This is a genomic window from Cytobacillus purgationiresistens (genome assembly GCF_030813235.1).
GTDB lineage: Bacteria > Bacillota > Bacilli > Bacillales > Cytobacillaceae > Cytobacillus > Cytobacillus purgationiresistens.
In genome coordinates this window covers 140,448-154,620 of sequence record NZ_JAUSUB010000004.1, presented here as the reverse complement: position 1 = coordinate 154,620, position 14,173 = coordinate 140,448, and the positions used below count along the sequence as shown (strand labels likewise).

Below are 14,173 nucleotides of genomic sequence, written 5' to 3'. Positions count from 1 at the left end.
AAGGGGGTTTTCAACATGGCTATACAAGAAACTAGCAAACATGTCTCTATTAAGGAGTTAATAGAAAAAAAGAAGCAAAGCAAGAATAAATATATTCGATCAGAAAAAATAGTTCCATTTATTTTATTGTTAACCGCCATTATTTCTGTTTTAACAACAATAGGGATTGTCGCAACATTATTAGCAGAAACCTTTACATTCTTTACCCATGTATCAATAACAGAATTCTTTACATCGCAGAAGTGGTATCCATTTTCTGAGACGCAAGGGTCATTCGGGATCTTACCTCTTATATCAGGTACATTGAAAGTGGCGTTAATTGCAGCGATTGTTGCTGTTCCAATCGGATTAGCTTCAGCTGTTTTCTTGAGTGAGTACGCGTCAGATCGGACGAGGCGAATTGTAAAGCCAATTTTAGAAGTGCTTGCAGGGATTCCGACGATCGTTTATGGTTTCTTCGCATTAACTTTTGTTACACCAATATTAAGGGATATCATTCCTGCTCTAGAAATTTTTAATGCTTTAAGTCCAGGGATTGTCATTGGCATTATGATCACTCCGATGATTGCTTCATTATCAGAAGATGCGATGTCTTCTGTCCCTAAAGCAATGAGAGAAGGCGCTTATGCATTAGGAGCAACTAAGCTGGAGGTAGCGATGAAGATTGTCATTCCTGCTGCTATTTCAGGCATCATTGCCTCCATCGTCCTTGCAGTATCGAGGGCAATAGGAGAAACGATGATTGTCGCTGTTGCTGGCGGATCTACACCTAATTTAAGCTGGGATGTAACGAGCTCCATTCAAACAATGACAGCTTATATTGTTCAGGTGAGCCAGGGGGATGCTGGTTATGGAACAACGATTTATTACAGCATCTATGCAGTTGGATTCACATTATTCATTTTCACTTTACTCATGAACTTGCTTGCCCAATTCATCTCTAAACGTTTTAGGGAGGAATATTAATATGAAATTCATAGACCATACAAAAGTATTGCAGAAAATGAAACCGCGGTTAGCAGCAAATTTAGTATTCAAATTTGTATTTATGGCCGCTACAGCCTTCGCACTTCTTGTGCTGGGAATATTATTGTACCGTGTCATCACTCAAGGAATTGGCTATCTTGATTGGCAATTCCTTCAAGGGCTGCCTTCCCGTAATCCAGAGCAAGCAGGTGTCAAAACGGCACTCATCGGAACAATCTGGCTGATGGGGGTTGTTACACCTGTTACCTTGCTGTTAGGAGTAGGGACGGCCATTTATTTAGAGGAATATGCTAAGAAAAACAAGTTTACCAGCTTCATTCAAGTGAATATATCCAACCTAGCTGGTGTACCTTCAATTGTATTTGGTTTATTAGGATTAACAGTCTTTGTAAGAGCATTGTCGCTCGGTACCAGTGTTCTTGCTGCTGGATTGACAATGAGTTTGCTCGTCCTTCCGATTATCATCGTATCAGCACAAGAAGCGATTAGAGCAGTTCCTAAAGAGCTGCGGGAAGCTTCGTATGGCATGGGTGCAACAAAATGGCAAACCATCTTAAGAGTAGTTATGCCGGCGGCAATCCCTGGTATTTTAACAGGTGGGATTCTTGCTTTATCCAGAGCGATCGGTGAGACTGCTCCATTAGTAGTACTCGGTTTGCCGCTATTTCTCGCATTTTTGCCAAAGTCAGTGTTTGATATGTTTACAGTATTGCCCATGCAAATTTATAACTGGACTGGAAGACCGCAAGAAGAATTTCACGCAGTCGCAGCAGCCGGTATTATGGTTTTACTGACGATGCTAATCATCATGAACTCTATTGCAGTGTTTATCCGTAATAAATTTACAAGACGCTATTAAATATACACTTTCTAGCTGCGGCGCTTAGCCCCTCGAGGTCATCAGTCAAATCGCCATAAAGGAAAAGAACAACCTTCCTGCCGATTTGCCTTATGCTTGTCGGGGCTGAACAAGGCGCCTCCGCATTTTAAGGAGGAATTGGAAGATGAACACAACGATTGTGAAACCTGAAAATCTAGCTGCAGTTAATGGAATGGGTAATCAAGATGCGAAGGGAATTGTCTACCGCACAAAAGAGTTGAATTTATGGTACGGTGATAATCATGCATTGAAGAATATCAATTTAGATATTAATGAAAATGAAGTGACTGCCATTATTGGACCATCTGGCTGTGGTAAATCCACTTATATTAAGACATTAAATCGTATGATTGAGTTAGTGCCTGATGTGAAAACTTCCGGTGAGATTGAATATCGCGGTCGTAATATCTTTCAAAAGGGTTATGGAGTGGAAGAGTTAAGGACGAAGGTGGGAATGGTGTTCCAAAAACCGAATCCTTTTCCTAAGTCTATCTATGAAAATGTAGCTTATGGTCCTAAAATTCATGGAATTAAAGATAAAAAAATTCTAAATCAGATTGTTGAGAAAAGCTTAAAGGGAGCAGCTATTTGGGATGAAGTTAAGGATCGTCTTCACGAAAATGCTTATGGTCTGTCAGGAGGTCAGCAGCAACGTCTTTGTATTGCGAGATGTCTTGCGATTGAACCAGACGTGATTTTAATGGATGAACCGACTTCAGCACTTGATCCTATATCTACTTTGAAGGTAGAAGAGCTTGTCCAAGAACTTAAAAAAGAATATAGTATTATTATCGTAACGCATAATATGCAGCAAGCAGCGAGAATATCTGATAAAACAGCGTTCTTTCTAAATGGAGAAGTCATTGAGTATACAGAAACTGATAAAATTTTCTCCAATCCAACAGATAAACGTACTGAAGACTATATTACTGGAAGATTCGGCTAAACTTCTCTTAACTGAGAAAGGGGACTATCAAAAAAATGGCTGTTAGGGAAAAATTCGATGAAGAATTAATGGAGCTGCGAGGAAAGTTGTTGGAATTAGGGCACTTTGCTGAAGCAGCACTATCTAAAGCAATCGATGCTTTAGAAAATCATGATATTGATTTGGCTCTAAAGATTATGGACGATGATACTGAGGCAGATATTCTTTATGAGGAAATTAATGACTTTGCCATTCTTCTCATAGCTAAGCAACAGCCTGTTGCCATTGATTTGCGGAGAATTATCGTAGCAATAAAAATTGCAACAGATATAGAAAGAATCGCAGATTTTGCTGTGAATATTGCTAAATCTACGATTAGAATCGGTGCACAAGAGCATGTTAAGCCAATTGTCCATATAAAGCAAATGCATGCAATTACATTGGAAATGCTTAATCTATCATTGGAAGCATTCAATGAAGAAGACATCATGAAAGCGAAAAAAGCAGCGGAAATGGATGATCAGGTCGATGATTTATATGGGCAAACAATTTTGGATTTATTGCAAATAAGCAGAGAAAAGCCTGAGCATCTATCTCAGATTACCCAACTATCTTTTACCTGCCGATATCTTGAAAGAGCGGCAGATCATGTAACAAATATCTCTGAACATATTTTTTATCTCGTAAAGGGTAAGCAATTTGATTTGAATACTTGAGTTATTAAAAGCTAAAGGACGGTGTCCTTTAGCTTTTTGTGTTTCACCCGATTTAGCTCCCTATTTTTAAGTGCTTGAGGCTGCTCCATTATTATTATTTTTTTGAATCGCGTTGACTCCCATAATGACAATGATTAATTCTGCAGTATTTAATGAGTTTGAATGATTTTCTAACTTGAATGCAGGTACTGATAAGAAAGAGCTTACCCGATAGAATCGAGCAATTATTTGATCTGTATCATCATAAATTGTATATTCACGAGAGAAAATGGGGGACTCAATTCGATAATGCTGGCCGTTTGCCTTATGATAATCGAATGCTTTCGAAAAGGTAAACAGCTTTTGCTGAACAAGACCTTGTTCAGTACCATGAGGGTCAACAACCCTCCATTTTCTTGACAAAAAATGAAGGAACATTCCTTTCATTGTTTCCTTGCTTTCTAAATCAAGTACGGATACTTTTCTAGAAAAAGCTGTTTTTAAATCTAGTAATCCTACTTTTATATAATCCTTATTATGAATGTCTGTTAATCCTGATGAGAAAAAATTATCTTGGAAATATATTGTTTTGTCCATATAATTCACCTTTGTTTTTTATTTCCTACGTTTACGTGTTTGATTAGTAAAAAGTTTCAGTAAAAGTTTCCAAAAAATGAAATGTCCCAACTTACGTGTTTTTTACGAAAAGAGAGAGGTTCATAAAAGTGATTAATCTAAGTGAAGCAGATGAAAAGAGATATGGTTTTCTATATCCTGTACAAAAAAAGCTTTGAACTTTATGTTCAAGGCTTCTTCTTTTGGTGGGCCAAGCATGGGTGCAGTCTAAAGGGTTCAAGTCCCGAAATGTGAAGGCAGAGGTAACAGTAGCTACGCAATAATGTCTGCAGTGACTGAAGCAAGCAGGCGGAAACCTGACCCATATGTACGGTGGTGTGAGAGGTCGGGGGTTAATCCCTCACTTTGTACATTAGTCAGTCAGGCGTACTTCAAACTTACTGCACTAAAAGAGGCACTCATTCGAACTTTAGAATAAAAAGCTTTGATACAGAACTTACCTGCTGATTAATTCTGCTATTTCTTTATAAGTCATATCTGCTGATAATTGAAAGGAACCTATCTGTATTTTTTTGCTATATCCAAATTCATCAATATAGGTTTCTAGCGCATGAGCATCTTCGACGATATCAGCCTCGTGGAGCTGGTTAGCGATATCTTGGGGCGTCATGCCGACTTCAATAGTCAATTCATAGACAGCTGGCTTCTGTTCCTGCTCATTTTTCGCTTCCTTGGTTGTTGAATCATCACTGGCTTCAGTTTTATGTGTTTCGAGTGGCTTTGACAGCTGATCATACTCCTCTTGTGTAAGGATGATATATCCGTCTTTTTCAATGCTTGCTGCAGCAGCCTCCAAGTCAATGTTTGTCTTTTTGGAATCCAACTGGACATATGCAATCGCTATAATAAGGACGGATATTAAAACACCTGCAGCAAAGGCTCGTGTATTTCGTTTATTCATAATGATTCGCCTCTAAACATTTTTTCTGTCAAAATTCTTTTAACATCCTCAACAGTTAAAGAGGATTGCACAGCAATTTGTTCCACTGTGCGCCCTTGTTTTGCAAGGAGCAGCACTTGATTCTTAATAATGGCATGCACTTCTTTTTTGTTTGGCTCATTATGAGTGCTTACGGAAGTTGGCAGGGGTGTATCATCTGTGAGAAGCTCTTCCTCAATTATTTTTATCTTTTTCTTTATTCCATACATTTCTTGGATATGTAAAATTGACATTTGTTCAAGTTCGTCCTGCAAAGCTTTATAGGGATCTTTAAGAAATATCGATAATAACAACAATGAAATGGAAAATAAAAGTAAACCTCCTAAAACATATAACAATTTGATCACCTCAATCATTTTTAGTCAACATCAGATATTTTACCATAAAAAAGCGACAATTTTCGTACAGAGGTAATCGTTGGAAAAAGATTTTGTCGTATAACAAAGAAGGAAGGATGTCGAACTTCGTATTTTTTAACGGTTGCTCATCTCTGCTGATTTTTTTACATTGAATTTCCCATATGAAGTATGGGTTTCACAATAACCGACAAAATCCGTTCATTGTGAGACTGGCTATTCAGTGCTAACATTAAAGTAAGAATTATCAGATAAAAAAGCGAGGTGTCGCTGTGTATAAAAATAAAAAAAAGCAAGTTTCTATGAATAGAGGTTCTAGTCACTTGAGAGACTTCAGGCGAATGTTTGTATTCGCTAATGGCAGTAATCTATGAAAAATGTCCTTCATTCATCTTTGGAAAAGAAAGACGGAAATGATTATATAGTGGCCAGTTATCCAAATGAACAGCAGCTTGTAGTTACCTGGGCTGTATCTGAACAAAAATGCACCCTTGTTTCTTCTTATTTCAATCATGCTTTTGCCGAGTTTATAAAAGCTCTAAGAATATATGATGTAACCTCCATAGTATTTAATGGAGCCAATGCTCATACCTGCCATGAAGTATTTGTTCGCGAAGATAGTAAGCAATGGACGATTACAGGATTAAACAAGCATCGCTCTTACTGTGTTGAGTGGGGAATCAAGCTAAATGAAAATAAGTTCTTCCCTATATTGCGATCAAATATTGTACAAGCATTGTTTCCTGAGCATATGAAACCATCTGATAGTGGAGGTCGTTCAGATGGTCAGTCACCTGAATGGAAAGAGTATGTAAGCAGTTATAGTTATTATACAAAAGAAAGTAAAGGAGAAGCATAAATGGGGCGCATCATTCTATTGATATCCTGGGAGTATCCTCCTCATGTGGTAGGCGGCTTAGCGAGACATGTCCATGGTCTGGCTAAAGGATTATTCAAAAGAGGCCATGAGGTCCATGTCCTAACCGCGAATTCAGATGAAGACTTTGGCGAAGATAAGTCTGATAGCATCCATATACACCGTGTAGAGCCCTTAAATGAAAATGATGGACATTTCTTCCATTGGATAGCCGGATTGAATCTAGCGATGGAGGAACGAGCAAGGGAGCTGCACCATATTTATTGCTTTGACATCATTCATGCACATGACTGGCTGGTTGGTGCTTCTGCGATTACTTTGCATAAGTACCTCTATATTCCATTTATCACGACTATCCATGCAACGGAATATGGAAGAAATAATGGAATATTTACCGAACTGCAGAGGTTTGTTCATCATCAAGAGAAAATGCTTGCCGAAAGGTCAAATCACTTAATCGTTTGCAGCCAATCTATGAAGGAAGAATTGTTTCATTTATTCACTCAAAATAGCGATAAAATGACTGTGATTCCTAATGGTACAGAAAAAAACAACCTTCCAGTAAAGGCTCACTACGTTCTTGATTCATTGCCAATCAATTTTGGAAAAAGACTTATTTTTTCTATTGGCAGGATGGTTGAGGAAAAGGGATTTACAACACTTATTGAAGCTGCTGAAACATTAATTGAACAGAATGATCAAGTATATTTTATTGTAGCCGGTAAAGGCCCATTGCTTGAACCATATCGCCAAAAGGTGAGAGAGCGATTATTAGATCATGTATTTTTCTTTCCTGGGTTTATAACCGATCAACAAAGAACTGCACTGCTAAACATCTGTGAAATAGCGGTGTTCCCGAGCAAATATGAACCATTTGGCATTGTAGCACTAGAAGCGATGGCAGCGGAAAGGCCAGTGATTGTTTCAAGAACAGGTGGATTAAAAGGATTGGTTCAGCACCGTCAGACAGGCATGCTTATGGATCCAGGAAACGTGTGTAGCTTGATTGAACAGACCCAATACCTATTAAATCATCCCTTGCACGCAAAAGAAATGGGGAAGAAAGCAAGGCGGATTGTGGACGATATGTATAACTGGGATCGAGTGGCTGAGGAAACTGAAAGTGTTTATGAAGCAGCCCTTTTACAATCGAATTTAACAGAGATAAAAAAAATATAAGAAAATAGGTGTAAAAAATGAAAATAATTGAACCAGCACAATCATTCTCTGAGCAGTTCTCTAATCCAATTCAAAATAGTAAGCTCATCCTTACACCAGGGTTATGGATAGATGGACACACCCATTGGCTTGATTCAGGCATGGAAAAAATCTTTGCGGAAAAAGGAATATCAATCCGAATAAAAGAAATGGATATTCATTCAAAGGTCCGATTTTATAAACTGTATGTTACAAATCACGATCAGAATAATAGAAAGGTCAAGCTTCTTATGGCTCACCGCTATATTTTTCCTGTCAGGGAGCATGTATCATTCATTTCTCCTTCAGAAAACGTAATTTATCATGTAGCAGATAAGAAAACCTTTTTAATCAACGGACATCTTCGTGGTAATATTAAGCAGGAATGTACAGTTCAACCCTATTGGAATGTTTATAATGACCAAATTTGGTCACATAATGATAAAAGTGTGCTTAAATATCATCCGATGGTGAAAGGACATGCTGTTAGCATCTATGCTCATAACGTTGATTTTCAAGGAAAAGAATCGATTGAAGGAGAAGCATGGGTGATAAGTGATATGGATAAAAACGAACTTATAGACATAAATCATGCTCTTTTAAAAAACATACTAGCAATTCAAACTGAAAAGTGATATTATATAAAAGTCGTATGAAACGAACTAGTGCCTAATAGTTTGGAGGGAAATGACATGCGTGTAAATATTACGTTAGCGTGCACAGAATGCGGAGATCGTAACTATATTTCTAAAAAAAATAAACGAAACAATCCAGATCGTCTTGAGCTTAAGAAATATTGCCCAAGAGAAAAGCGTTCTACAACACATCGTGAGACAAAATAAGCAGTAGGTAGATTCCTGCTGCTTTTTTTGTTGCATTTTTTTATAAAATTAAATATGTTTTCATATATGAATATATAGGGGTGAAGCATATGAAAAATCGTAAAGCAGCACTTCGAAAACAAATTGTCACAAATTTGTCAACAATCCCAAAGCATCACTATGAACAATTATCTCAGGATATATCAAACCGGCTATTTCGTGAAGCGGATTGGATTGAAGCAGCAACTATAGGTATAACGATTTCTAAATTCCCTGAGGTGGATACATATCCCATTATTGAAGAAGCATGGAGATTAGGTAAACAGGTGGCTATCCCTAAGTGCTTACCAGCAGCAAGGGATATGGATTTTCGCATTTTTACGGATTTTCAACAACTAGAATCTGTTTATTCAGGGCTTTTGGAACCCATAATTGAGAAAACAAGCGAAACTAGGCCAGAGAAAATCGATTTGCTGATTGTTCCAGGGGTTGCTTTTAATGCAAGAGGGCACCGTCTTGGTTTCGGAGGCGGTTATTATGATCGCTATTTAAACAAGTTTCATGGACAAACAACTTCTCTAGCCTTTCATATGCAGATGATAGACGAATTACCTATTCAAACACATGATCTCCCTGTTAATAAGATTATCACTGATAAAGGAGTCCTTTATTCATGATTGGTTCTATCCTTCTGGTGATCTTTGTCGCGAGTATTTCTTTGGCTGGATATTATTTGCGTCTTTTAACTAAATCAGGAAGCATCGCTGCTTTTTTTGTCGGTGTTTCCGTTAGTTTAGGATTTGGCCTTCAAGGACTGCTCTTACTTGGTTTCTTTTTTGCAAGTTCGAGCTTTTGGTCGAAATTTAAGAGTAAAAAGAAGGAATCAATAGAAGATCGTCATGAAAAGGGTTCAACAAGGGATTGGCAGCAAGTTGTAGCGAACGGGGGACTGGCAGCACTATTTAGCCTATTATATGCTATTCATCCGAGTGATGTATTTCTGCTGGGCTTTCTTATTTCTCTAGCGAGTGCGAATGCTGATACTTGGGCTTCAGAACTCGGTTCATTAAGCAAGAAACCCCCATTATTCATTCGGACCTTAAAACCTATTGAAACAGGAACTTCAGGCGCGGTCAGCCTTTTAGGTACAGCTGCAGCCTTGGCAGGTTCTTTCACACTGGTGCTTTTAGCATGCTTGCTAATGTCCCTTTCACTATCAATTGGATTCATCGTCTTTATTTTTGGTTTTCTCGGAAATATCGTGGATTCATTTTTGGGTGCGTATAGTCAAGTCATCTATCGTTGCCTCGAATGTGGTAAAGATGTAGAGGGCTGGGAGCATTGTGGACAGAGAACAAGCAGGATTAGAGGGATTTCTTTCATGAATAATGATGCGGTGAATTTTTTATCTGCATTGATCGCTGTGATCATAGGGGTTACCTATTATCAATTTCTTCTTTTGTGATTTTTTATCCGTGTGATGGATAAATGCTTCTGTTTTTATTCATAATAAATGTGGACAGGAGGTTAGAAAATGGGAAAATTGATAACTGCATTGATGTTTGTATTAGGTGGCTTTTTCATTTATCAATATCGCTACCGTCTAGTAAGCGTCTTCTTAAATCGGAATCTATTCGTTTCTTCTGTAATGGGATGTCCGTTCCTTAGAGATCGCATGCTTCAAATGGTATTTCCTCGTACTAACTAACACCAGGAAAAGATAAATATGGTTTGCATTTATACATTTTGTGGTAAAAGGCCTCTAAAAGGCCTTTTTGTTTTTGAATCTAAAAAGGTTTGTCTATAATGGAGAGAGAAGATAAACGGTAGAAAGGCTTTGTCTGGGGAGTGGGGGAAACATTGAGTATCAAAGAGGAATATTTGTTCTGGGAATTAGCACATGAATTCATTATTAATCAAGATTATCGAGTGATACAACTTTCTGAAAGCCAAGATGAATTGTGGCTGGAGAAAATGGAGAATAAAGAAGCGCGTATGATTCGGCTGCTTTGTCGGGATATAGATTGGAGCAACTGGATACAGAGAGATATAGAGAACATAGCTGCAAATGGAGAGAGAATCCGAAAACAAACGGCCGGCAGAGATATGAAGATGTTAAATATTTATGTTTCCGGTTATCCGCCAGTGGATGATTATACTGATAAGGTATATCAGCCATACCAACATCCGAAAAATGATAAAACAACCGTAAAAACGATATTAATGGACCGTGCAAAAAGCAACCAGGGTCTGGAAGAAATCAACATGCTTTTTCATAATCAAATCAATATACAACTACATAACAAAGATGCTTACTATGAGAGTGATGTTGCTTCGTTAAAGAATCACGCATTGAAATCCGCATCTGATAAGGCAAAAGAAGAGCAAGCGTTATTTGATCACGGAAAACCATTGTTTACTTATCTTTTTATAGTTATTCAAATCGCAGCTTTTCTTTGGTTAGAATGGAAAGGCGGCAGTACAAATACAGCCATATTAATAGAATATGGCGCCAAGTTTAATCCGCTGATACTTGATGGTGAGTGGTGGAGGTTTTTCACTCCAATCTTTCTTCATATCGGGTTTCTTCACCTCTTAATGAATACACTTGCACTCTTTTATTTAGGCACTGCGGTAGAAAAAATATTTGGGAAAGTAAGATTCCTCTTTATTTATTTACTTGCCGGCTTTGGAGGGACGCTAGCAAGCTTCATTTTTAGTCCAAGTGTTTCAGCAGGTGCGAGCGGAGCGATTTTCGGCTGTTTTGGCGCACTTTTATTTTTCGGTCTCATTTTTCCTAAGCTTTTTTTTAGAACAATTGGATTTAATATATTGGTTGTATTAGGAATTAATTTAGTGTTTGGTTTCACAGTGCCGGGGATAGATAATGCAGGCCATATTGGCGGTTTAATCGGTGGCTTTCTTGCGACTGGTATAGTGTTTTTTCCAAATAAGAAACGCTTGCCTGTTCAATTGCTTTTCTTTGCAGGAACGCTTTGTTTGATTGCAGGGGGACTAATATATGGATTTAGCGGTCCCGAAAGACAAATGAACGAGCAAACTGCAGTAATGATGGCACAAGAATATGTGCAGTCAGAGCAATATGATAAGACGATTGCGATTCTCTCCGATTATGCAGATAACGAGGAAGGGACTCCAGAAACCTATTTCCTTTTATCTTTTGCGGAAATTAAGAAAGGAAAGATGGAAGAGGCGAAGGAGCATTTGCATCTGGTCATAGAAAAGAATGATACATTTCATGAGGCCCATTATAATTTAGCACTCTTATATTTAGATGATTATAATCTCCTTGAAGCGAAGAAACATGCTAGCAGGGCAGCGGAAATTGATCCAGATAGAAAAGAGTATCAGGAATTATTAGACCAAGTAAATTCACTTGAATAGGTGAACGGCGTGAAATCAATACTTATTCCATTCGACAGATAGCGACTATTTCCTAGGAAATTCTGCTCTGGCAATAAGAAAAATAGGGGTATTTTTACTAAGAATCATACTAGAGATAGTATGATTCTTTTTTTGTATGTCTAAGATGTTAGTTAGAAAGATAATAGAACCATTTTATTAAACATATTAGAATTGTTTTCTTATATTAAAATCGTATAAATATGGAAGTTAAGTGGAGGTGAGGAGTATGGAGCAGAAAGAACCAAGAAAAGTGTCTCAAAAACTTGAAGTGAATTCATCCTATTTAAAAGAAGCTTTAGCTGTTGAAAAAAACTTTGATATCTTACAAATTGATGTAGTCTATGCGGAAAGAAAAATGGCCTTATTTATGGTGGATGGCTTTGCTAAAGACGAGGTCATGAATAGACTGATGGAGTTTTTAGCAAGGATTAAGCCGGAACATTTGGAAGATGACGTTCTTTCTAAGTTAGTAAAAAGATATATTCCTTATATAGAAATTGAAACTTCAGATAATCTAGAAGATGTGATTGGTTCTGTGCTATCAGGTCAAACAGCATTAGTAGTGGACGGTATCTCAGATGTCATCTTAATTGATACACGTGAATACCCAGCTAGAGGGCCAGAAGAACCTGATATGGAAAGAGTAGTAAGAGGGTCAAGGGATGGGTATGTTGAAACGCTCGTATTCAACACAGCTTTAACGAGAAGGAGAATCAGAGATCGAACCTTACGAATGGAGTACTTGCAAGTAGGCAGAAGATCGAAAACAGACATCGTTGTTACATATATTGAAGATATTGCTGATCCAAAGCTTGTGGAACAAATAAAGGAAAGCATTTCGAAAATTGATACAGACGGCTTGCCAATGGCCGAGAAAACGATTGAAGAATTTGTCGCCGGCCAGCATTGGAATCCCTATCCAATGGTCAGATACACAGAACGTCCAGATACAGCTGCAGTCCATTTGTATGAAGGTCATGTGTGTATTATTGTCGATGGTTCACCAAGTGTTATCATTACTCCAACAACATTTTGGCATCATCTTCAGCATGCAGAAGAGTATCGCAATAAACCAGTGATTGGTGCTTACTTGAGATTTGTAAGATTTGTCGCAGTTTGGGCTTCTATTTTTTTACTGCCTATGTGGTATTTATTGGTAGTTAATCCTGAATTTCTTCCAGACTCACTTTTCTTTATAGGTCTGAATGAAATGGGCGCTCTTCCACTTATTTTACAATTATTGATCATTGAGGTTGGTTTGGATATGTTAAGGATGGCCTCCATTCATACACCAACCTCCTTGGGAACTGCACTCGGTTTAGTTGCTGCATTAATGATTGGAGAAGTAGCTGTTGAAGTGGGTCTGTTTACAAGTGAAGTAGTTCTGTACTTTGCAATCGTTGCTATTGGAACCTTTGCTACACCAAGCTATGAGATGAGTTTAGCCAATCGATTAATGAGAATGATGCTATTAATCCTAACGAGCATATTCCATGTTTATGGGCTAATAATAGGAACAGCCTTATTGATTATATGGCTTGCAAGTATGAAGTCTTTTGGTGTCCCATATCTATGGCCTTTCATTCCGTTTAATCTAAGAGCCTTTAGAGATGTGGTTTTACGATCGCCAATCCCATTAAAAAATCGCCGGCCTCGCATATTGCATCCAAAAGATCCTGATCGCTAAGAATGGAAGCTAATGACCTCTTGGTTGTTGGCTTTTTTTGTTGTGGCGACGATTGATGACATGCTTGTACTCTGATATCAGACTTGGAAAAGCAGATGAGATCATAAGCTAAATTGGATGAGTGCCATCCAACTCAGCCTTACGCTTGTCCGGGCTGAGCGAGGCGGCTCCACCTTTCTTTGTCTAGCTGCAGGGGCTAGGGGCTCGAGGTCTTAAGTCAAAATAAGCCAAAAGGCAAAGTGCGCCTTTTCTCTTATTTCGCCTTAAGCTTGTCGCCCCTGGGCAAGCCCCTTCCGCATTTCTTTGTCCAGCTGCAGGGGCTAGGGGCTCGAGGTCTTAAGTCAAAATAAGCCAAAAGGCAAAGTGCGCCTTTTCTCTTATTTCGTCTTAAGCTTGTCGCCCCTGAGCAAGCGCCTTCCGCATTTCTTTGTTGAGCATCATTTTTTTTTGATTTATACTTTATTTAAATTCATTTGAAGAAATAGGGGTTATTTATGAAGACGGTATATGATGTACAACAGTTGTTAAAGAGATTTGGTGCGATTATTTATATGGGAAATCGGCTACTTGACCTTGAAATGATGGAAAAAGAAATCATTGAGATTTATCAGGCTCGGCTAATTGAACCAACCGTATACAGAGATGCGATTCTCCTGTTAAGAAGCGAAATGCAAAGGGAGAAAGAAAAGAAAAAACAATAGAGATCATGATGTTCTATATATCTGCTTCATATGATACTGATAAAT

17 protein-coding genes are annotated in these 14,173 nt (G+C 38.1%); 14 read left to right on the top strand and 3 right to left on the bottom strand.

Annotation, left to right across the window (positions count from 1 at the left end; genetic code table 11):
- Window positions 1-15: 15 nt before the first annotated feature.
- From pstC to phoU, 4 genes are all read left to right on the top strand, one after another.
- Entirely contained in the window at window positions 16-966 is a 951-nt protein-coding gene (gene pstC, locus J2S17_RS06410) for a phosphate ABC transporter permease subunit PstC (protein ID WP_307473025.1), read from the top strand.
- A 1-nt stretch (window position 967) separates the two neighbouring features.
- Window positions 968-1,846 (top strand): phosphate ABC transporter permease PstA, encoded by an 879-nt coding sequence (pstA, locus tag J2S17_RS06405; RefSeq protein WP_307473023.1) that lies wholly within the window; start codon window positions 968-970, stop codon window positions 1,844-1,846.
- Window positions 1,847-2,039: 193 nt separating this feature from the next.
- Window positions 2,040-2,813, top strand: a complete 774-nt coding sequence (gene pstB / locus J2S17_RS06400) for a phosphate ABC transporter ATP-binding protein PstB (protein WP_307473258.1) — start codon at window positions 2,040-2,042, stop codon at window positions 2,811-2,813.
- A gap of 35 nt (window positions 2,814-2,848) precedes the next feature.
- Window positions 2,849-3,508: a phosphate signaling complex protein PhoU gene (phoU, locus tag J2S17_RS06395; protein WP_307473021.1), complete on the top strand. Its 660-nt coding sequence runs from the start codon at window positions 2,849-2,851 to the stop codon at window positions 3,506-3,508.
- 66 nt (window positions 3,509-3,574) lie between these two features.
- Here the strand turns inward: phoU and J2S17_RS06390 are convergent, their stop codons facing one another.
- The 3 genes from J2S17_RS06390 to J2S17_RS06380 all read right to left on the bottom strand — a co-directional run bounded on the left by J2S17_RS06390 (window position 3,575) and on the right by J2S17_RS06380 (window position 5,419).
- Window positions 3,575-4,084, bottom strand: a complete 510-nt coding sequence (locus J2S17_RS06390) for an LURP-one-related/scramblase family protein (protein ID WP_307473019.1) — start codon at window positions 4,082-4,084, stop codon at window positions 3,575-3,577.
- 475 nt (window positions 4,085-4,559) lie between these two features.
- A complete protein-coding gene (locus tag J2S17_RS06385; RefSeq protein WP_307473017.1) occupies window positions 4,560-5,024 on the bottom strand; it encodes a hypothetical protein in 465 nt (154 codons plus the stop codon).
- Window positions 5,021-5,419 carry a hypothetical protein gene (locus tag J2S17_RS06380; protein WP_307473015.1) on the bottom strand — a complete coding sequence of 133 codons (399 nt, stop codon included), beginning with the start codon at window positions 5,417-5,419 and terminating at the stop codon, window positions 5,021-5,023. Before J2S17_RS06380 ends, J2S17_RS06385 begins: the two co-directional genes overlap by 4 nt.
- 370 nt (window positions 5,420-5,789) lie before the next feature.
- Here J2S17_RS06380 and J2S17_RS06375 point away from each other — a divergent pair, with 370 nt between their 5' ends.
- The 10 genes from J2S17_RS06375 (at window position 5,790) to J2S17_RS06330 (ending at window position 14,128) form a co-directional block, all read left to right on the top strand.
- Window positions 5,790-6,278 (top strand): DUF4912 domain-containing protein, encoded by a 489-nt coding sequence (locus J2S17_RS06375; protein WP_307473013.1) that lies wholly within the window; start codon window positions 5,790-5,792, stop codon window positions 6,276-6,278.
- Entirely contained in the window at window positions 6,279-7,475 is a 1,197-nt protein-coding gene (locus J2S17_RS06370) for a glycosyltransferase family 4 protein (RefSeq protein WP_307473011.1), read from the top strand.
- Window positions 7,476-7,492: 17 nt separating this feature from the next.
- Complete coding sequence (locus J2S17_RS06365) at window positions 7,493-8,128, top strand: hypothetical protein (protein WP_307473009.1); 636 nt, start codon at window positions 7,493-7,495, stop codon at window positions 8,126-8,128.
- A 57-nt stretch (window positions 8,129-8,185) separates the two neighbouring features.
- Window positions 8,186-8,335, top strand: coding sequence for a 50S ribosomal protein L33 (rpmG, locus tag J2S17_RS06360; protein WP_057771568.1), 150 nt, complete (start codon window positions 8,186-8,188; stop codon window positions 8,333-8,335).
- An 89-nt stretch (window positions 8,336-8,424) separates the two neighbouring features.
- Complete coding sequence (locus J2S17_RS06355; protein WP_307473007.1) at window positions 8,425-8,991, top strand: 5-formyltetrahydrofolate cyclo-ligase; 567 nt, start codon at window positions 8,425-8,427, stop codon at window positions 8,989-8,991.
- Complete coding sequence (locus tag J2S17_RS06350) at window positions 8,988-9,779, top strand: DUF92 domain-containing protein (RefSeq protein WP_307473005.1); 792 nt, start codon at window positions 8,988-8,990, stop codon at window positions 9,777-9,779. The genes J2S17_RS06355 and J2S17_RS06350 overlap by 4 nt, the downstream gene beginning before the upstream one ends.
- Before the next feature lie 69 nt (window positions 9,780-9,848).
- A complete protein-coding gene (yqgO, locus tag J2S17_RS06345) occupies window positions 9,849-10,022 on the top strand; it encodes a protein YqgO (protein ID WP_307473003.1) in 174 nt (57 codons plus the stop codon).
- Between the two features lie 152 nt (window positions 10,023-10,174).
- Window positions 10,175-11,719, top strand: coding sequence for a rhomboid family protein (locus tag J2S17_RS06340; protein WP_307473001.1), 1,545 nt, complete (start codon window positions 10,175-10,177; stop codon window positions 11,717-11,719).
- A 247-nt stretch (window positions 11,720-11,966) separates the two neighbouring features.
- Complete coding sequence (locus J2S17_RS06335) at window positions 11,967-13,427, top strand: spore germination protein (protein WP_307472999.1); 1,461 nt, start codon at window positions 11,967-11,969, stop codon at window positions 13,425-13,427.
- A gap of 494 nt (window positions 13,428-13,921) precedes the next feature.
- Window positions 13,922-14,128: a YqgQ family protein gene (locus J2S17_RS06330; RefSeq protein WP_307472997.1), complete on the top strand. Its 207-nt coding sequence runs from the start codon at window positions 13,922-13,924 to the stop codon at window positions 14,126-14,128.
- Window positions 14,129-14,173 lie beyond the last annotated feature (45 nt).